The organism is Streptomyces sp. KR80 (assembly GCF_052245555.1).
In the GTDB taxonomy this organism is placed as follows: Bacteria; Actinomycetota; Actinomycetes; order Streptomycetales; family Streptomycetaceae; genus Streptomyces.
Genome location: NZ_JBQQCD010000004.1, coordinates 192,140 through 210,044, shown reverse-complemented (window position 1 = coordinate 210,044; position 17,905 = coordinate 192,140). Strand labels below are relative to the sequence as shown.

Below are 17,905 nucleotides of genomic sequence, written 5' to 3'. Positions count from 1 at the left end.
GCGCGGAGCGCGCGGGCTGGGAGGGGCAGGGATGGAGGGGCAGGGATGGAGCAGCACTCCCCTACGGGAAGGCGCCGCGGCATCGGCCGGCGCGCCCTGCTGATCGGCGGCGCAGCGGCAGGTCTCGGCACAGCGGGGGTCCTTGGATCGGACGAGCTGTCCCGCCTCTGGTGGCGGCTTCCGGGCAATGACAAGCCCCGCAAGGAGGGCGAGCTCGACCACGAGGGCGCCGAGTGGATACCGGCCTCGGCCGTGAACTGGCGGCGCGCCGACCGGCCCGCCGACTATGTGATCGACCGTGTGGTCATCCATGTCGTCCAGGGCAGCTACCCGGTGGCGCTGAAGGTCTTCCGGGATCCGGAGCACGGCGCCGCCGCGCATTACGTGGTGCGCAAGGACGGCCACGTCGCCCAGATGATCCGCGAGCTGGACGTCGCGTTCCACGCGGGGAACCGGGGCATCAACGAGCGCTCCATCGGCATCGAGCACGAGGGCTTCGTGGACCGCCCGGGCTCGTTCACCGACGCGATGTACCGCGCCTCCGCCCGGCTCACCGCCGGGATCTGCGCGCGGTACGGCTTCCCCGCAGACCGCGAGCACGTCGTCGGGCATGTGGAGGTGCCCGGGACCGACCACACCGACCCGGGACCGCACTGGGACTGGGACCGCTATCTCGAGCTCGTACGGAAGGCCCTCGTACGGCGGGCCTAGGTCCTGTCCGGTCGATCAGGCCGGATCAGGGATCGGCGTCTGGTGCAGGGGGCACCTCCGAGCGATAGCTGCGGGAGCATCGCAAGGCGGAGGAGGGAGTCCATGCGGTGGGGGCACCTCCCAGCGATAGCTGGGGGCCATCGGCGACCGACGACAACGCGGCGAGGCGCGGTGCCAGGCGTCGCGAGCCCGGCATGATCGGCCAGACAGGGCCTGGGCGGGACACCTGGCCCCCGAGGCCGACGGCTCAAGCGGCCGACGGCTCAGGAGGCCGTCGGCTCGGGGTGCCGTCAGCTGAGGCCCGCGGTCCTCGCCCGCTCCACCACCGGACCGATCACGTCCACCACCGCCTCGACATCGGCCTTCGTCGAGGTGTGGCCGAGGGAGAAGCGCAGCGTGCCGCGCGCCAGGTCCGGATCGGTGCCCACGGCGAGCAGGACGTGGCTGGGCTGTGCCACGCCCGCCGTACAAGCAGAGCCGGTCGAGCACTCGATGCCCTGGGCGTCCAGAAGCAGCAACAGGGAGTCGCCCTCGCAGCCGGGGAAGGAGAAGTGCGCGTTGGCGGGCAGCCGTCCCTTGGGGTCCGGGTCACCGCCCAGTACGGCGTCGGGGACCGCCGCACGGACGCCCGCGATCAGCTCGTCGCGCAATGCGCCGATCTCGCGGGCGAAGTCGGCCTGGTGCTCGGCGGCGTGCCCGGCCGCTGCGGCGAAGGCGGCGACGGCGGGTACGTCGAGAGTGCCGGACCGGACCTGGCGCTCCTGGCCCCCGCCGTGCAGCAGCGGTACGGGGGCGTGGTCGCGGCCGAGCAGCAGGGCGCCGATGCCGTACGGGCCTCCTATCTTGTGGCCGGAGACGGTCATCGCGGCGAGGCCGGAGGCGGCGAAGTCGACCGGCAGCTGACCGAAGGCCTGCACCGCATCCGCATGCAGCGGCACGCCGAACTCGGCTGCCACGGCGGCCAGTTCGGGGACCGGCATGACCGTGCCGATCTCGTTGTTCGCCCACATGACGGTGGCGAGGGCGACGTCGTCCGGGTCGCGGGCGAGGGCCTCGCGCAGCGCGTCGGGGTGCACCCGCCCGTACGGGTCGACCGGCAGGTACTCGACCCGCGCGCCCTCGTGCTCGGCGAGCCAGTCGACGGCGTCCAGCACGGCGTGGTGCTCGACGGGGCTGGCCAGCACCCGCGTGCGCCGTGGATCGGCCGCCCTGCGGGCCCAGTAGAGGCCCTTGACCGCGAGATTGTCGGACTCCGTGCCGCCCGCGGTGAAAACCACCTCGCTCGGTCGCGCGCCGAGCGCGGCCGCGAGGGTCTCGCGGGCCTCCTCGACCGTACGACGGGCTCGGCGCCCGGCCGCGTGCAGCGAGGAGGCGTTACCGGTGACGGTGAGCTGGGCGGTCATCGCCTGCACCGCCTCCGGGAGCATCGGGGTGGTGGCGGCGTGATCGAGGTAGGCCATGATGCCCTCGATTCTACGAGCCGCGGCAGGGGCGCATGACGGGCGCGTGGAAGCCGCGGCCGCCCGGGCTCCACCGCCGGTGCACCACCGCCGGTGGGGCCGAGCGCGCCCCGTTACTGCTCCTCGACCGTCTCCTTGCTCACCACGGCCGCGTCCGCCGCACCCGGCAGCGGGGTGTCGACCGGCGCCTGGTCGGGCGCGTTCTCCGGGTGGTGGCACGCCACCTGGTGCCCGGTCTTCAGCGCCACGAGCGGCGGCTCCTTGGTCGTGCACAGCTCGGTCGCCTTCCAGCACCGGGTGTGGAACCGGCAGCCGGACGGCGGCGAGATCGGCGAGGGGACGTCCCCCTTGAGCAGGATGCGCTCCCGCTCGGCCTTGCGCCGGGGGTCCGGCACCGGGACCGCGGAGAGCAGCGCCTTGGTGTACGGGTGCATCGGCGCCTCGTAGAGCGCGGTGCGGTCCGCCAACTCGACGATCTTGCCCAGGTACATCACCGCGATCCGGTCCGATACGTGCCGGATGACCGACAGATCGTGGGCGATGATCACATAGGTCAGGCCCAGTTCGTCCTGGAGGTCGTCCAGCAGGTTGACCACCTGCGCCTGGATCGACACGTCCAGCGCGGAGACCGGCTCGTCGGCGACCACCAGCCTCGGCTTCAGGGCGAGCGCGCGGGCGATGCCGATGCGCTGCCGCTGACCACCGGAGAACTCGTGCGGATAGCGGTTGTAGTGCTCGGGGTTGAGGCCGACGAGCTCCAGCAGCCGCTGGACCTCCTTCTTGACGCCCCCCTCCGGCGTCTCGCCCTGCAGCTTGAACGGCGCCCCGACGATCGAGCCCACCGTGTGCCGCGGGTTCAGCGACGAGTACGGGTCCTGGAAGATCATTTGCACATCACGGCGCATCGGCCGCATCGCTGCGGTGCCCAGATGCGTGATGTCCTTGCCCTCGAACTCGATCTTCCCGCCGGTCGGTTCGAGCAGTCGGGTGATCAGCCGGCCCATCGTCGACTTGCCGCAGCCCGACTCGCCCACCACGCCCAGGGTCTCCCCCGGCCGGACGTCGAAGTCGAGGCCGTCGACCGCCTGTACCGCGCCGACCTGGCGCTGCAGGATCCCCTTCCTGATGGGGAAGTGCTTGACCAGGCCGCTGACCTTGAGGAGAGGCTCCGCGGAACCGGCGGCCCGCTCCTGAATCGTCACGGCGCTCTGCGGCGCTTCCTTTGACACGACGGCGTCCTTTGCGTTGCTCACAGCTTCGGCGCAATCTCTTCGGTCCAGATCCGCGTCCGGTCCTCCTGCGCCATGTGGCAGGCGGAGAAGTGCCGCCCGGCGCCTTTCCCCTCGAGCTGCCGGAGCTCCGGTCGCTCGGTACGGGTGACACCGCCCTTCGGCACGTCCGCATAGGGGCAGCGCGGGTGGAAGGCGCAGCCGCTCGGGATGTTGATCAGGCTCGGCGGGGAGCCCTTGACCGGGATGAGGCGGTCGGTCTGCTCGCGGTCGATCCGCGGCATCGAGCCGAGCAGTCCCCAGGTGTAGGGGTGCTGGGGCTCGTAGAAGACCTGGTCGGCCGACCCGCGCTCGACGCACCGGCCGCCGTACATCACCAGGATGTCGTCGGCCAGCTCGGCGACGACGCCCAGGTCGTGGGTGATGACGATGACCGCGGAGCCGAACTCCTTCTGCAGGTCCCGGATCAGGTCGAGGATCTGCGCCTGGACGGTGACGTCCAGAGCGGTGGTCGGCTCATCGGCGATGAGCAACTCGGGGTTGTTGACCAGCGCCATCGCGATCATCGCGCGCTGGCGCATACCGCCGGAGAACTCGTGCGGGTAGCTGTCGACACGCTTGTCGGGCTGTGGGATGCCGACCCGGTCGAGCAGTTCGATCGCACGCCGGCGTGCGGTCTTCTTGTCCACGTCGTGGTGGACCCGGTAGGCCTCCACGATCTGCGCACCGATCGTGTAGTACGGGTGCAGGGCCGACAGCGGATCCTGGAAGATCATCGCCATCTCCCGGCCGCGCAGCCTGCGCACCTCGTCGGGGTCCGTGGTGAGCAGCTCCTGGCCGTCCAGCCAGATCTCGCCGGAGATACGGGCCTTGCCGCGGCCGTACTGACCGACGGTGTGCAGGCCCATGATGCCCAGCGATGTCACCGACTTGCCGGAGCCGGACTCGCCGACGATGCCGAGCGTCTTGCCCTTCTCCAGCTGGAAGGAGAGTCCGTCGACCGACTTGACCAGGCCGTCGTCGGTCGGGAAGTGCACCATGAGGTCGCGCACTTCGAGGAACGCGGTGGGCTGCGGGGCGTCCGAGGCCACGGGCTCGCCGACCGCGCCGGTCTTGGTCAGATCGGTCACGAGAGCCTCACTCGGGGGTCGATCACTGCGTACAGAAGGTCCACGATGAGATTCGCGATGACGATGGCGAAGGCGGCGATGAGGGTCACGCCGATGATCAGCGGGAGGTCGCGCTCGCTGATCGCCCGCACGGCGGCCTGCCCCAGACCGGGCAGGCTGAAGGTCGTCTCGGTCAGAATCGCGCCACCCACCAGGGCACCCAGGTCGAGACCGAGGATGGTGAGGATCGGGGTCATGGTCGACCGCATGGCGTGTTTGCCGATGACGACCGGCTCGCGCAGGCCCTTGGCCCGTGCCGTTCGGATGTAGTCCTCACCGAGAATCTCCAGCATGGTCGCGCGGGTGAGCCGCGCGTACATCGCCGCGTAGAGGAACGCCAGCGTGATCCAGGGCAGGATCAGACTCTCGAACCAGGCGGCGGGATTGTCGGTGAACGGCTCGTAGTCGACGCTGATCCACTCCAGCGCGTAGCTGAAGATGGCCAGCGAGACCAAGCCGGTGAAGTAGATGGGCAGAGAGACCCCGGCGAGGGCCACGGTCATCGCCGAGCGGTCCCACAGGGAGCCGCGCTTGAGGGCGGAGACCACTCCGGTCGCGACGCCGCCGATGACCCACAGAAGGCACGCGCCGGCCGCGAGGGACAGCGTGACCGGCAGCCGTTCGACCAGGATCGGCCAGATCTCCTGCTCGGTACGGAACGAGTAGCCGAAGCAGGGCGCCGGACAGTGGGTGACATCGGTCCCGTTGGCATAGTCCCGTCCGGCCACCAGGCCCTCGACGAACTTGGCGAACTGGACGAAGATCGGGTCGCTGAGGCCCAGCTTCTCCCGGATGCCTTCGATGGCGGCCGGGTCGGCCTGTTTGCCGACGAAGAGCAGAGCGGGGTCGGTACCCGTCAGCTTCGGGATCATGAAGAAGATGGTGAAGGTCGCCAGGGTGACGATCATCAGCATCACGACGACGGCGAACAGGCGCCGGATGAGGTAAGCAAGCACTTGTGCTCGGCCCGGCGGCGGCCCGGGGCACTTCTCGTTCGGAGAGGCGCCCCTGGGCCGCCGCGCGCGGCCATCACCTGCCCTTCGGGCTATCGGGGTCCGGTGACGGAGATCGGAATCATCACTTGACGACGCCCAGGGAGACGTAGTCGTACCGGCCGCTGTAGGAGTCGGCCGTGTAGACGTTGGTCAGCCGCGAGCTGCGCCAGGTGATCGTCTTCTCGAAGACGAACGGCAGGTAGATCGCTCGGTCGGAGACCATGTGGTTGATCTCCTTGTAGATCTCACCGGCCTTGTCGGGGTCCGTCTCGGCGATCGCGTCGTCGAAGAGCTTGTTGATCTTCGGGTCGTCCGTCTCGCTGTTGTTGTAGTTGCCGGTCGGGACGATGAAGCGACCGTCGACCAGCGGCTGCGAGAAGCCCTGGCCGGTCGGGAAGTCCGGACCCCAGCCGCTGATGATGACGCCGTAGCCCTTGGACTTGACCACCTTCGGCGAACCGGTGATGGACTGGGACTGGGCACCGTCGATCTGGTCGACCTCGGCGTCGATGCCGACCTTGCCGAGCGCGTTCTGCAGCGCCTCGGCGGTGGCGACCTCCTGCGGCTTGTTGTTCCGCACCGAGATGGTCGTCTTGAAGCCGTTCGGCTTGCCGCAGGCCTTCAGCTCTTCCTTGGCCTTGGCGATGTTGGCGCCCGGGTTCTTCAGCACGCCGTACGGGTCGTACTCGTCCGAGCCCTTGATGCTCTTGGGCAGCATGTTCTCGGCGATCTCACCACCGGCCAGCGGGCCACCGCGGGCGGTCTGCAGCGACTTCTTGTCGGCCGCGTAGATGACCGCCTTGCGGCAGTGGATGTTGTCCATCGGCTTCACGGTCTCCGGGAAGACCGCGTAGCGGATGAAGTTGGTCAGACCGTTGTCGAGGTTGTCCCGGTGCTTCTTGAGCGCGTCGGCGCGGCCCGACGGCGTCATGCCGGTCGCGTTCAGGTCGAGGTCGTAGTCGCCCTTGATCAGGCGCTTGTCGACGTCGTCCGGGTTGGTGTTGATGGTGACCGTGATCTTGTCCGGCAGGGCCGGGCGGATCGGGTCGGACTCCTTCTTCCAGTTCTCGTTACGTACCAGCGTGCCGCCCTTGCCGAGCGTGTAGGACTGGATCTTGTACGGGCCCGAGGAGACCGGCTTCAGCGCGTACTTGGCGCCGGTGTCCTTGGCCTGCGGCACCGGGGTGCTGGTCGGCAGCGCGAGGATCTGCTCGAAGTCACCGTTCGGCTTCGGCAGCTTGAAGATGATGGTCTTGTCGTCGGGCGTCTCGATCGACTTCAGGCCGAGCTTGTCCTTCGACTTGTCCTTGTAGGGGCCCTTGTACTCGCCCTTGGGGTCCAGGACCTGCTTCAGGTAGCCCGGTCCGCCGGAGATCACGTCGGTGGCCCAGGTGCGCTCGATGCCGTACTTGACGTCCTTGGAGGTGATCGGCGTGCCGTCCTCGAAGGTGAGCCCGTCGCGCAGCGTGTAGGTGTACGTCTTGCCGTCGTCGGTGATCTTGGCCATGTCGGTCGCCAGGTCCGGGACGAGCGAGGTGCTCTTGACGCCCGGCTTGGTGGCGTACGAGACGAGCTGACGCGTGTAGAAGCGGGAGAAGTCCCAGGCGAAGCCGTAGTACATGCGCGCCGGGTCGAGCGAGTCGAAGTCCTGCGAGCCGACGAACTTGAGCGTTCCACCCTTTTTGGTGGACTGGCTGGCGATGCCCTTGGTCGCGGCGTTGAAGCCGGGGGCCGCGTCGCCGTCGTCCTTGCCGCCGCCACCGCAGGCCGCGGTGGTGAGCATGGCCGCGACCACGAGAGCTGACCCTGCGGCCAGTCTGCGCCTCGTCGAGCGATTGGTTGTCACGATCTCGCAACCTCCGTGATAGTCGCGGTCCTTGACCCGGACCGACGGTTTGGGTTGGCCTCCTGACGGTTCGGCAGGGGCGGTTCTGGGTGGTGCTGGTGCCTGGCGCGTGCGGTCAGCGTGATCCCTTCGGGTCGAGTGCGTCGCGCACTCCGTCGCCGAAGAGGTTGAACGCCAACACGGTGACGAAAATGGCGAGACCGGGGATCACCATGAACATCGGGTCGATGTCGTAGGTGTCCACGGCCTTTTCGAGCATCTGACCCCATGAGGCGGTCGGCGGTTTCACACCCGCACCGAGGAAGCTCAGTGCGGCCTCGGTGAGGATGTTGGTGGGAATCATCAGCGTCGCGTAGACGGTGATCGGCGCCACCAGGTTGGGGAGCAACTCCCGGAAGAGGATGTACAACCGGCCCGCGCCGATGCTCCGCGCCGCCTCGACGTACTCGCGCTCCCGGAGCGAGAGGGTCTGGCCGCGTACGATCCGCCCGACGTAGGGCCAGCCGAAGAAGCCGATGACCACGATCAGTGCGGTGATCCGCACCCCGCTGCCGGTCATGCCCAGCAGCTCGTTGGGGAGCACCGAGACCAGCGCGATGATGAAGAGCAGCTGCGGGAAGGCGAGCAGCACGTCCATCACCCGGCTGATGGCCGCGTCGACCCAGCCGCCGAAGTAACCGGCGATGATCCCGAAGATCGTGCCGAGAGCGACCGCGAACAGCGCCGCGAGGAACGCCACCAGGAGCGAGATGCGCGCGCCGTAGACGACCCGGCTGAAGACGTCACGCCCGTTGACCGGCTCGACGCCGAAGAGGAAGTCGGAACTGATGCCGCCCCAGGATCCGATGGGCGTACCCAGCAGCGGATCGATCTGGTCCTCGTGGAACTCGTTCGGCGGATGGCCGAGGAGACTGACGATCAGTGGTGCGAAGATCGCGACGACGATCAGGAAGAGCACGACGATACCGCCGGCCAGCGCGACCTTGTCCCGCTTCAGCCGGATCCAGGCGATCTTCCACGGCGAACGGCCCTCGATCGCCTTCGCCGGAGCCGCGGCCGCGACATCGACGGCCGCGATCTCGGCCGCGCTCGTGTCGTGCAGTGGTGCCGTCATCGTGGTGTGGACCCCTCTCGGCTCGGCCAGTTGTAGCCGGCCCATGCCCGCCGCTGTAGCGGCTGTTCACATCGCTGGTGCACGTCGTGCGGGTGGTGCGGAGATTGCGTAAAGCGTGGTCGGTGCCGGTCGTTGCGCAGCTCGGTACGGCAGATCGCACAAAGGGCCGACGTCCCGGCGAACGTGAGTCTTCATCGCGTTTGCGATCACCCGCCAGTCCCCCCAGGGAATGGATGCGCAACTGTGATGTGGCCTGGGGTAATCCGTTATACGGACACCCAGTTCGGCTGAGCGGATCGCGCACCTCCGGCGGCCGACCGGAGCCGGATCCGGAAATCTGCCCGTTACCTCATGGTTTGGTAAAGCGGCGAGGCCAGGCGGCCGCTGCGACGAGGAGTACGCACGGCCGATCGTCCGGATAGTGGACAGCGCGGCTCGAGGGTCAGTACCCGCGCGGAGCGGCCCCCGGCTGCCAGCCGTGCGGGGGTCCGGCGCCACCGGTGGGGCCGGCAGGCGGGTAGCCGTAACCGGGAGCCGGGGCGGGCGGCGCACCTGCGCCGTAGGCATCACGGTCGAAGAAGGGGCGGGCCATGGCCCGCATCCACAGCGCCACCGGGTCGTAGTCGTCGGACAGCGCGACGGTCGACACCGGCAGACCGTCCGGGACCGCGCCGATCGACTGCTGCATCATCACCCGTACCGACTCCACGGCCGGCGGGCTGGTGTCGTACAGATCCAGGCCGATGGCCAGGTACGGCGCTCCGAGTGCGGGCTGCACCCAGGCCCGGCGCAGCGAGCGTACGGCGGGGGTGCGGTGCGCGTTCTGGGTCAGCAGCGCGTAGAACTGAGCGATCTCGATGGTGGGTTCGGAGAGCCGGAGCGGGCCGGCGGGCAGCCGCTCCAGACCGGAGGCGATGCGGCGCAGATCGGCCCAGGGGATGCCGACGCCGCCGCCGGGGGCGTGCGGATTGAGCCACAGTCCCCAACGGTCCGGGTAGAGAGCGGCAGCGATGTCCCGGCCGGACACGACTTCGTGCGCACGGTTCCAGCCGCTGACGGCGAGTTCCTGAGTAGAGGTCACACAAGGGGCGTAGCCGAGGCCGTCGACCTCCATGTTCCCGTACTGGGCGTCCGGTTCGCCGGGCCGGCCGTGCCACAGCAGCATCCAGACCTGACCTTCCGTGAGGGCGCGCAGCAGCGCCTCGTAGGCGTCGTACCGCCCGGGCGTCACCTGCTGCAGCAGCTGCTCGACCGTGCCGGTCACCGCTGGTCCCTCCGGTCGCCCACCGTCGCTCTCCACCACGTCGCCGCGCTCCGCCCCCGGCTCGGACCGCTCACCTGACTCCGCCCCTTCTTCCGGCCTCATCGCACCCGGCGTCCGGGTTGCTACGCGCCCAGCCCGGTTGTCCCACCAGCTTACGAGCCCGTACGAGGCACTCCGCTACGCGGTGTGGAACGGCCGTACGCGCTGCAGCATCCAGTCGCCCACCGGGTCCTGCGCGATGTCCAGCAGCACCAGTTGCACGGGCCAGGGCACCGGAACCGCGCCGAGCGCCCGGCCGAGGGCGTTCATGACCACCTCCCGGTCCTGAGGTTCCCACCGGTGGAGCTCGACTCCGATGAAGAGCGCGGGGTCGTCGCCCTCGACGCTCGCGAGCGCGCGACGGGCGGTGCGTACGAGCCCGGTGACGGCGAACTCCCCCGCCGCGGCGGCCAGGAAGTCGATGGGCTCGTCCTGCCAGTCGGGCTCGAAGAGCCGGACCCGGCCGCCGCTGGCCGGGCCGTCCAGTTCCGTACGGCCCGCCCGGCACAGCTCGGCGACGGCCGGTGGCGGCAGCGGGGTGCCGACCGCGCCGTCCGGGTTGACGGCGATGCCGAGCTGCGGCGGCAGACCGCGGGCGAACTCGCGAGCGGGTGCGACGGTGAAGGCCATATGGGAGCCGACGAGGTGGCGGAACTGCTGCTCGGAGCTGAACACCGGAACGTAGGCGGCGCCGTCGATCTCGAGCGTGGGCAAATCCAGGTCGCGGCTCTCGGGGCTGCCGCCGTTCGGCAGCGGCACCCAGACGCGGCTTCGGCCGAGCACCTCGAGGATCCGGGCACCGGCGTTCGGGACGCCGACGGAGGCGGCGAGGACCTCTTCGAGTTCATTGGCCGGGAAGCCACCGGAAGGCACCCCGCCGGGCTGCGCCGCGTATCCGTGCTGCTCCATCGCGCTCATGGCCCCATCCACCGTCTCGTCCGAACCGCAGACGCACCCTAACGGCTGCACGCCCGGGGCTCGCGGGGGCTGCCGGTTTCCATGCCGAATGCCCAGGTCATGGCCGGGCGCTGGGGCCACACCCGGCCGCCACTGTGCGTAGCGGCAAGTTGCACAGCGTTCCGGTTCTTCCCACGGTGGTCTGGATACCACCGTCAGCCCACTCGAAGGGAAATCCCTCCCATGCGCATGCGCATAAGCCGCAAGACCGGGGTCCTCGTCTCGTCCGCCGTATGCGGAGCGATCGCCATCGGCGCCGGTGCCGCTGTTGCGACGGGGACCGAGGAACCCGCCCCCGCGCCGAGTGCCTCGGGCCGGGCGGCCGCTCCGGCGGCGCCGCTCCCGGGAGCCGAACGACTTCTCGAGCAGACGCAGCTGTTCGGCGACGTCAGCAGCCTCGTCCGGCCGGTCAACGCCCTGCTGAGCGATGTGCTCAACGCACCCGGGGGCAGGCTCACGCCGGAGGCGGCGACGCGGCACCGGAAAGCGATCGAGAGTGCTCTGACCGCGCTTCGGCAGTCCGCGCCGGAGGACCAGCAGCCGGCGCCGGACGATCGACAGTCCGCACCGGAGGACCAGCAGCCTGCACCGGATGATCTGCAGTCCGCGCCGGCGGAGCCGAACGACACCGCCCGTACCTCGGTCGGCCCCCAGGAGGCGGTGCCCGAGGATCAGCGGCACGACACGATCGCCGATCTTCAGAAGAAGATCGACGCGCTGCTCAGGGCCGTGGGCTCCGGGAGCCGGACCGAGATCGTGGATGCCGTGCGAGATGTGCACACGGGCCTGGTGAACGTCATCCTCGCCATGGTCGCCGGCGACGAACTGCCGGCCTCGACGCTGCCGGAACCGTCGCAGGAGTCGTCGGCCCCATCGGCCCCGGAGACGCCCTCTGAGCCGGAGAACCCGCCCGCTCCGCAGCCGCCTTCGGTGCCCGACAGCCCCTCGATGCCCCAGACCCCCTCGGTGCCGCAAGCGCCCTCGGTGCCGCAAGCCCCGTCCGTCTCGGAGACACCCTCCGCTCCGGATGCGGTTCCGGGATCACCGTCCCAGGGCCCGGGCCAACCGCAGATCCTGCCGGCCCCGCCGGACACGGCGATCGGTACGTAGGACGGGTCTCGATCACCGTCCCGTGCGGTGATCCGCGGACTCGTCCGGTGGGGGGACCGGTCGGCTCGGGTGAGTGCCCCGCGCATCAGATGTCACGGACCGATCCATTCGACAGGCGCCGGCCGCGGCGCGGGCGGAGCAGCGCGGTGGGCGTTGCTACTCGAAGCCGATGCCCCGCACCGCGGCCGCCGCCTTGCGGTCCAGCAGAACGGCCGAGGCGCAGCCGTCCGGCAGCCGCCCGCCCTCGGTGCCCGCGACGAGCCGGCCGACCGCGCGGCGGTGCCGGACGAAGGCGTATCCCGAGACCCCGCGCCCGCGCGAGGCCTGGCCCTCCAGGGCGACCTCCGGGGGCACGTCGAGCAGCGCCATGTGGAGCGAGCGGTCCCGGCACCGGGCGTCACGCGCGAGCCAGCGCCGCACCCACGCCTGGGTGCCGCAGTCGTGCACGACGACGCTGTCACCCGAGCGCAGGGCACGGCGCAGCCCCGCGTAGTGGGCGATACGAACAAGGGGGCGGTAGAGCGGGTACGGCAGAAAGCCGGGCAGCCTCCGCTCCCAGTGATCCCGGGTGTCCTGCGAGTCCACCCGGCGCACCACCCCGCCGCGGGTGTCCAGCCCCGCGACGGCCCGCTTGATCAGCGTGCTCTTGCCGCTGCCCGGCATTCCGGAGACCACGAGCACATCGCCGACCGGGTAGCGCAGCTCCGGCAGCGGGAGGTCGGGGCTGCCCCGCAGATCCAGGACGGGCGACCGGCGGCTCGGCCAGAGGGCCTCCGCCGCCGCGGGTTCGGGTGCCCGGGGCTGTAGGGGCAGCGCTCCTGGAGGAGCGACCCCGGATGTCGTCGCGTACGCACCGTGCCTGTGCACCGTGATCGTCCTCCCCGTTCGGTCCGGTCTCCCCCAGCTGCGTCCCCCAGCTATCGCTGGGTGGGGGGACCCCCAGCGATAGCTGGGGGAGTGCCCCCAGACGTGCCTCTGTTCCGAGCAGACTGTCAAGAATAGGTAATGCCGTACAAGCCCGTTACCTCCGAACCGGCCTGCCCGAACCTGGTCCGGCCGTGCAATGATGTCCTCGCCCGCCGTCCGCCACCGCCCATCCGCGGAGCGGTCCGCGTGCGCCTCTCGACTCAATTCCATATCGGCCGTTCGAACCCGCGCGGGAGAGTCCCCGGCCCGGCAGCGCACTGCGCAGGCCGCCGGGGCGCCGAAGGAGCAAGTCCTCCCTTGAATCTCTCAGGCCCCGTACCGCGCGGGCTAGGCACATCTGAAAAGCGGGCCGCACCCGGCATCGAGGTGCGGCTCCACCCAAGGTGCAAGCCCTACCCCGATGCGGGGTCGTGGCGAACCTCTCAGGTTCCGATGACAGATGGGGAGGCTCTGTTCTCACCGACGTCGGCCTCGCCACCTGTCCGGGAGCCTGAAACATGACCGATGCCCCACGCCACACGGCGCTCGATGCGCTGCACCGCGCGCTCGGCGCGACCATGACCGACTTCGCGGGCTGGGACATGCCCCTGCGATACGGCAGCGAACGCGACGAGCACCTGGCCGTGCGCACCCGCGCCGGCCTCTTCGATCTCTCCCACATGGGCGAGATCACCCTGACCGGGCCACAGGCCGGCGACCTGCTGGACTACGCCCTGGTCGGGCACCTCTCCGCGCTCGCCGTCGGCCGCGCCCGCTACACCATGATCTGCGACGCCGAGGGCGGCATTCTCGACGACCTGATCGTCTACCGCCTGGGCGAGTTGGAGTACCTGGTCGTCGCCAACGCCTCGAACGCCCAGGTCGTGCTGGACGCGCTGACCGAGCGTCGGGGGCACCTCCGGCGAAGTCGGGGGGAGGGCTTCGACGCGACCGTACGGGACGACCGCGACGCGTACGCACTCCTCGCCGTCCAGGGCCCCGAGTCCTCCGGCATCCTCAAGTCCCTCACCGACGCCGACCTGGACGGGCTCAAGTACTACGCGGGCCTGCCCGGCACGGTCGCCGGGGTGCCTGCCCTGATCGCTCGTACCGGCTACACCGGCGAGGACGGCTTCGAGCTCTTCGTCGCGCCGGGCGACGCCGAGCGGCTCTGGCGGGCGCTGACCGAGGCGGGCAAGGGTGTTGGGCTGGTGCCGTCCGGCCTGTCGTGCCGGGACACCCTGCGCCTGGAGGCGGGCATGCCGCTGTACGGGCACGAGTTGACGACCGCGACCACGCCCTTCGACGCCGGTCTGGGGCGCGTGGTGAAGTTCGACAAGAAGGGCGACTTCGTCGGTCGCACGGCACTTGAGGCCGCGGCCGAGCGGGCGGCCACCGACCCGCCGCGCAAGCTGGTCGGCCTGGTCGCGGAGGGCCGCCGAGTGCCCCGCGCCGGCTACGCCGTGGTGGAGGCGGCGTCCGGCAAGGTGATCGGCGAGGTCACCTCCGGTGCCCCGTCGCCGACCCTGGGCAAGCCGGTCGCCATGGCGTATGTGGACGCCGCGTACGCCGAGCCGGGGACCGCGGGCGTCGCGGTGGACATCCGCGGCCGCCACGAGCCGTACCAGGTGGTCGCCCTCCCCTTCTACAAGCGGCAGCGCTGACCGTCGGAACCGTCGTGGGGTACCCCAACCCAGCGATAGCCCCCTTGGGCCTAACGGCCCGGGAGGGGGCACCTCCCAGCGGTAGCTGGAGGCGTACCCCCGGGGGAGTCAAGCCTCGCGGCACCCGCTCGCGTCGATCTCCTCACGCCTGTCCCACCTGTCAAGACCACGTACCAGACCACGCCCCCGCATCCAGGAGAATCCAGGTCATGAGCAACCCCCAGCAGCTGCGCTACAGCAAGGAGCACGAGTGGCTCACCGACGCCGAGGACGGGGTGTCCACCGTGGGCATCACCTCGCACGCCGCCGACGCGCTCGGTGACGTCGTCTTCGTCCAACTCCCGGAGGTCGGCGACATGGTCACCGCGGGCGAACCCTGCGGTGAGCTGGAGTCGACCAAGTCCGTAAGCGACCTGTACGCGCCGGTCTCCGGCGAGGTCACCGAGGTCAACCAGAACGTCGTGGACGACCCCGCGCTGGTCAACTCCAGCCCCTTCGAGGTCGGCTGGCTGTTCAAGGTGAGGGTGACCGGCGAGCCGACGGAACTCCTCTCCGCCGACGAGTACACGGCCTTCACCGGCAACTGAGTCAAGCCCACGTCACCACCGATCGGGAACACCTGATGTCGCTCCTCAACAGCTCCCTGCACGAGCTCGACCCGGACGTCGCCGCCGCGGTCGACGCCGAGCTCCACCGCCAGCAATCCACCCTCGAGATGATCGCCTCGGAGAACTTCGCCCCAGTCGCCGTGCTCGAGGCACAGGGCTCGGTGCTCACCAACAAGTACGCCGAGGGCTACCCCGGCCGCCGCTACTACGGCGGCTGCCAGCACGTCGACGTGGTCGAACAGCTCGCCATCGACCGGGTCAAGGCACTGTTCGGCGCCGAGCACGCGAACGTACAGCCGCACTCGGGTGCGCAAGCGAACGCCGCCGCGATGTTCGCGCTGCTCTCCCCCGGTGACACCATCCTGGGCCTTAATCTCGCCCACGGTGGGCACCTGACCCACGGAATGAAGATCAACTTCTCCGGCAAGCTCTACAAGGTGGTCGCGTACCACGTCGACGAGCAGACCGGCCGGGTCGACATGGACGAGGTCGAGCGCCTCGCCAAGGAGAACCGCCCGAAGATGATCGTCGCCGGCTGGTCCGCCTACCCGCGGCAGCTGGACTTCGCGGCCTTCCGGCGGATCGCGGACGAGGTCGGCGCGTACCTCATGGTCGACATGGCGCACTTCGCGGGCCTGGTGGCCGCCGGTCTGCACCCCAACCCGGTGCCGCACGCCCATGTCGTCACCACGACCACCCACAAGACGCTCGGTGGCCCGCGCGGCGGTGTGATCCTCTCCACCGCCGAGCTGGCGAAGAAGATCAACTCCGCGGTCTTCCCCGGCCAGCAGGGCGGCCCGCTGGAGCATGTCATCGCGGCGAAGGCGGTGGCCTTCAAGGTGGCGGCGAGCGAGGACTTCACGGAACGCCAGCGGCGCACGCTGGAGGGCGCGGAGATCATTGCCGAGCGCCTGAGCCGCTCCGATCTGTCGGATGTCGGCGTTTCGGTCCTGTCGGGCGGCACGGATGTTCACCTGGTCCTGGTGGACCTGCGCAACTCCGAACTGGACGGCCAGCAGGCCGAGGACCGCCTCCACGAGGTCGGCATCACGGTCAACCGCAACGCCATCCCGAACGACCCACGGCCTCCGATGGTCACCTCGGGTGTGCGGATCGGCACCCCGGCGCTGGCCACGCGCGGCTTCCAGGCGGAGGACTTCACCGAGGTCGCGGACATCATCGCCCAGGCCCTGAAGCCGTCGTACGACGCGGAGGGCTTGAAGGCGCGGGTCTCCGCCCTGGCGGCGAAGCACCCGCTGTACCCGGGCCTGACGTAGTCCGTCCATCCGTGGTTCCGGGACACCGCGCACACTGGGGGGAGGCGCGGTGCCCCGGACCCTCCGACCCGGGGCCCGGCTGGGTACCGGCCCGGACCCGAGCAGACAAGGAAGTCCGCCCCCGTGGCCATCTCCGTCTTCGATCTCTTCTCCATCGGCATCGGGCCCTCCAGCTCGCACACGGTCGGCCCGATGCGCGCGGCGCGCATGTTCGCGGGCCGGCTGAAGAAGGAAGGCCTGCTCGCCCAGACGGCCGCGGTCCGCGCGGAGCTCTTCGGCTCCCTCGGCGCGACCGGTCACGGCCACGGCACGCCCAAGGCCGTACTGCTCGGCCTGGAGGGCCACTCCCCTCGCACGGTCGACGTCGAATCGGCCGACGACGAGGTGACGCGCATCCGCACGTCGAAGCGGATCCGTCTGCTCGGCGCGGAGATCGGCCCGGCCCATGAGATCGGCTTCGACGAGTCGACCCAGCTGATACTGCACCGCCGCCGCTCCCTGCCCTACCACGCCAACGGCATGACGCTCTTCGCATACGACGCATCGGGCGCGCCGCTGCTGGAGAAGACGTACTACTCCGTCGGCGGCGGCTTCGTCGTCGACGAGGACGCGGTCGGCGAGGACCGGATCAAGCTCGACGACACGGTGCTGACGTACCCGTTCCGTACGGGGGACGAGCTGCTGCGGCTGTCCCACGAGACCGGGCTCTCGATCTCGGCCCTCATGCTCGAGAACGAGAAGGCCTGGCGGACCGAGGAGGAAATCCGGGAGGGGCTGCTGGAGATCTGGCGTGTCATGCAGGGCTGTGTCTCCCGTGGACTGACGCGCGAGGGGATCCTCCCGGGCGGCCTGAAGGTCCGCCGCCGTGCCGCGAACTCCGCCCGCCAACTCCGCGCCGAGGGCGATCCGAAGGCGCGCGCGATGGAGTGGGTCACGCTCTACGCGATGGCGGTCAACGAGGAGAACGCGGCGGGGGGCCGGGTCGTCACCGCCCCCACCAACGGTGCGGCCGGAATCATCCCCGCCGTCCTGCGCTACTACGTCGACTTCGTCCCCGGCGCCGACGAGAGCGGCGTGGTCCGCTTTCTCCTCGCGGCGGGCGCCATCGGCATGCTCTTCAAGGAGAACGCCTCCATCTCCGGTGCCGAGGTCGGATGCCAGGGCGAGGTCGGCTCCGCCTGCTCGATGGCGGCGGGCGGCTTGGCGGAGGTCCTCGGTGGCTCGACGGAGCAGGTGGAGAACGCCGCCGAGATCGGCATGGAGCACAACCTCGGCCTCACCTGTGACCCGGTGGGCGGCCTGGTCCAGATCCCGTGCATCGAGCGCAACGGCATGGCGGCGGTGAAGGCCGTGACGGCCGCCCGCATGGCCCTGCGCGGCGACGGACGCCACCATGTCTCGCTCGACAAGGTCATCAAGACCATGAAGGAGACGGGCGCGGACATGAAGGTCAAATACAAGGAGACCGCCCGCGGCGGGCTCGCGGTGAACGTCATCGAGTGCTGACGGAGCAGGTGGTGACCTGCGATTCTCGATCCGTGGACGGCCGGCCCCCG

Annotated in this window: 15 protein-coding genes and 1 riboswitch; of the genes, 6 read left to right on the top strand and 9 right to left on the bottom strand. The window is 70.0% G+C overall.

Going from position 1 to position 17,905, the window contains the following annotated elements; genetic code table 11:
- Positions 1 to 45 precede the first annotated feature (45 nt).
- A complete protein-coding gene (locus ACTWQI_RS08500; protein ID WP_443269011.1) occupies positions 46 to 711 on the top strand; it encodes an N-acetylmuramoyl-L-alanine amidase in 666 nt (221 codons plus the stop codon).
- 290 nt (positions 712 to 1,001) lie between these two features.
- Here the strand turns inward: ACTWQI_RS08500 and ACTWQI_RS08495 are convergent, their stop codons facing one another.
- From ACTWQI_RS08495 to ACTWQI_RS08460, 8 genes are all read right to left on the bottom strand, one after another.
- Entirely contained in the window at positions 1,002 to 2,171 is a 1,170-nt protein-coding gene (locus ACTWQI_RS08495) for a cysteine desulfurase family protein (protein ID WP_443269009.1), read from the bottom strand.
- 113 nt (positions 2,172 to 2,284) lie between these two features.
- The gene (locus ACTWQI_RS08490) at positions 2,285 to 3,400 is read right to left on the bottom strand and encodes an ABC transporter ATP-binding protein (protein ID WP_443269007.1); all 1,116 of its coding nucleotides are present in this window, start codon (positions 3,398 to 3,400) and stop codon (positions 2,285 to 2,287) included.
- 20 nt (positions 3,401 to 3,420) lie between these two features.
- Positions 3,421 to 4,530, bottom strand: a complete 1,110-nt coding sequence (locus ACTWQI_RS08485) for an ABC transporter ATP-binding protein (RefSeq protein WP_443269005.1) — start codon at positions 4,528 to 4,530, stop codon at positions 3,421 to 3,423.
- Positions 4,527 to 5,525: an ABC transporter permease gene (locus ACTWQI_RS08480; RefSeq protein ID WP_443269003.1), complete on the bottom strand. Its 999-nt coding sequence runs from the start codon at positions 5,523 to 5,525 to the stop codon at positions 4,527 to 4,529. The genes ACTWQI_RS08485 and ACTWQI_RS08480 overlap by 4 nt, the downstream gene beginning before the upstream one ends.
- Positions 5,526 to 5,646: 121 nt before the next feature.
- Positions 5,647 to 7,410, bottom strand: coding sequence for an ABC transporter substrate-binding protein (locus ACTWQI_RS08475; RefSeq protein WP_443269001.1), 1,764 nt, complete (start codon positions 7,408 to 7,410; stop codon positions 5,647 to 5,649).
- 115 nt (positions 7,411 to 7,525) lie between these two features.
- Positions 7,526 to 8,524, bottom strand: coding sequence for an ABC transporter permease (locus ACTWQI_RS08470; RefSeq protein ID WP_443269000.1), 999 nt, complete (start codon positions 8,522 to 8,524; stop codon positions 7,526 to 7,528).
- 442 nt (positions 8,525 to 8,966) lie between these two features.
- Positions 8,967 to 9,890 (bottom strand): enhanced serine sensitivity protein SseB C-terminal domain-containing protein, encoded by a 924-nt coding sequence (locus ACTWQI_RS08465; RefSeq protein WP_443268998.1) that lies wholly within the window; start codon positions 9,888 to 9,890, stop codon positions 8,967 to 8,969.
- 75 nt (positions 9,891 to 9,965) lie between these two features.
- A complete protein-coding gene (locus tag ACTWQI_RS08460; RefSeq protein WP_443268996.1) occupies positions 9,966 to 10,745 on the bottom strand; it encodes an enhanced serine sensitivity protein SseB in 780 nt (259 codons plus the stop codon).
- A 222-nt stretch (positions 10,746 to 10,967) separates the two neighbouring features.
- On the opposite strand from ACTWQI_RS08460, the gene ACTWQI_RS08455 reads away from it, so the two are divergent.
- Positions 10,968 to 11,894, top strand: a complete 927-nt coding sequence (locus ACTWQI_RS08455) for a hypothetical protein (RefSeq protein ID WP_443268994.1) — start codon at positions 10,968 to 10,970, stop codon at positions 11,892 to 11,894.
- Between the two features lie 156 nt (positions 11,895 to 12,050).
- Here ACTWQI_RS08455 and ACTWQI_RS08450 read toward each other — a convergent pair whose 3' ends face one another.
- The gene (locus ACTWQI_RS08450) at positions 12,051 to 12,761 is read right to left on the bottom strand and encodes an AAA family ATPase (RefSeq protein ID WP_443268992.1); all 711 of its coding nucleotides are present in this window, start codon (positions 12,759 to 12,761) and stop codon (positions 12,051 to 12,053) included.
- A 280-nt stretch (positions 12,762 to 13,041) separates the two neighbouring features.
- A riboswitch (glycine riboswitch) is annotated at positions 13,042 to 13,152 on the top strand.
- Between the two features lie 166 nt (positions 13,153 to 13,318).
- On the opposite strand from ACTWQI_RS08450, the gene gcvT reads away from it, so the two are divergent.
- From gcvT to ACTWQI_RS08430, 4 genes are all read left to right on the top strand, one after another.
- The gene (gene gcvT / locus ACTWQI_RS08445; protein ID WP_443268990.1) at positions 13,319 to 14,464 is read left to right on the top strand and encodes a glycine cleavage system aminomethyltransferase GcvT; all 1,146 of its coding nucleotides are present in this window, start codon (positions 13,319 to 13,321) and stop codon (positions 14,462 to 14,464) included.
- 209 nt (positions 14,465 to 14,673) lie between these two features.
- A complete protein-coding gene (gene gcvH / locus ACTWQI_RS08440) occupies positions 14,674 to 15,051 on the top strand; it encodes a glycine cleavage system protein GcvH (protein WP_443268988.1) in 378 nt (125 codons plus the stop codon).
- Positions 15,052 to 15,086: 35 nt separating this feature from the next.
- On the top strand, positions 15,087 to 16,349 hold the full coding sequence (gene glyA, locus ACTWQI_RS08435) for a serine hydroxymethyltransferase (RefSeq protein WP_443268986.1): 1,263 nt from the start codon (positions 15,087 to 15,089) through the stop codon (positions 16,347 to 16,349).
- Between the two features lie 123 nt (positions 16,350 to 16,472).
- The gene (locus ACTWQI_RS08430) at positions 16,473 to 17,855 is read left to right on the top strand and encodes an L-serine ammonia-lyase (RefSeq protein WP_443268984.1); all 1,383 of its coding nucleotides are present in this window, start codon (positions 16,473 to 16,475) and stop codon (positions 17,853 to 17,855) included.
- Positions 17,856 to 17,905 lie beyond the last annotated feature (50 nt).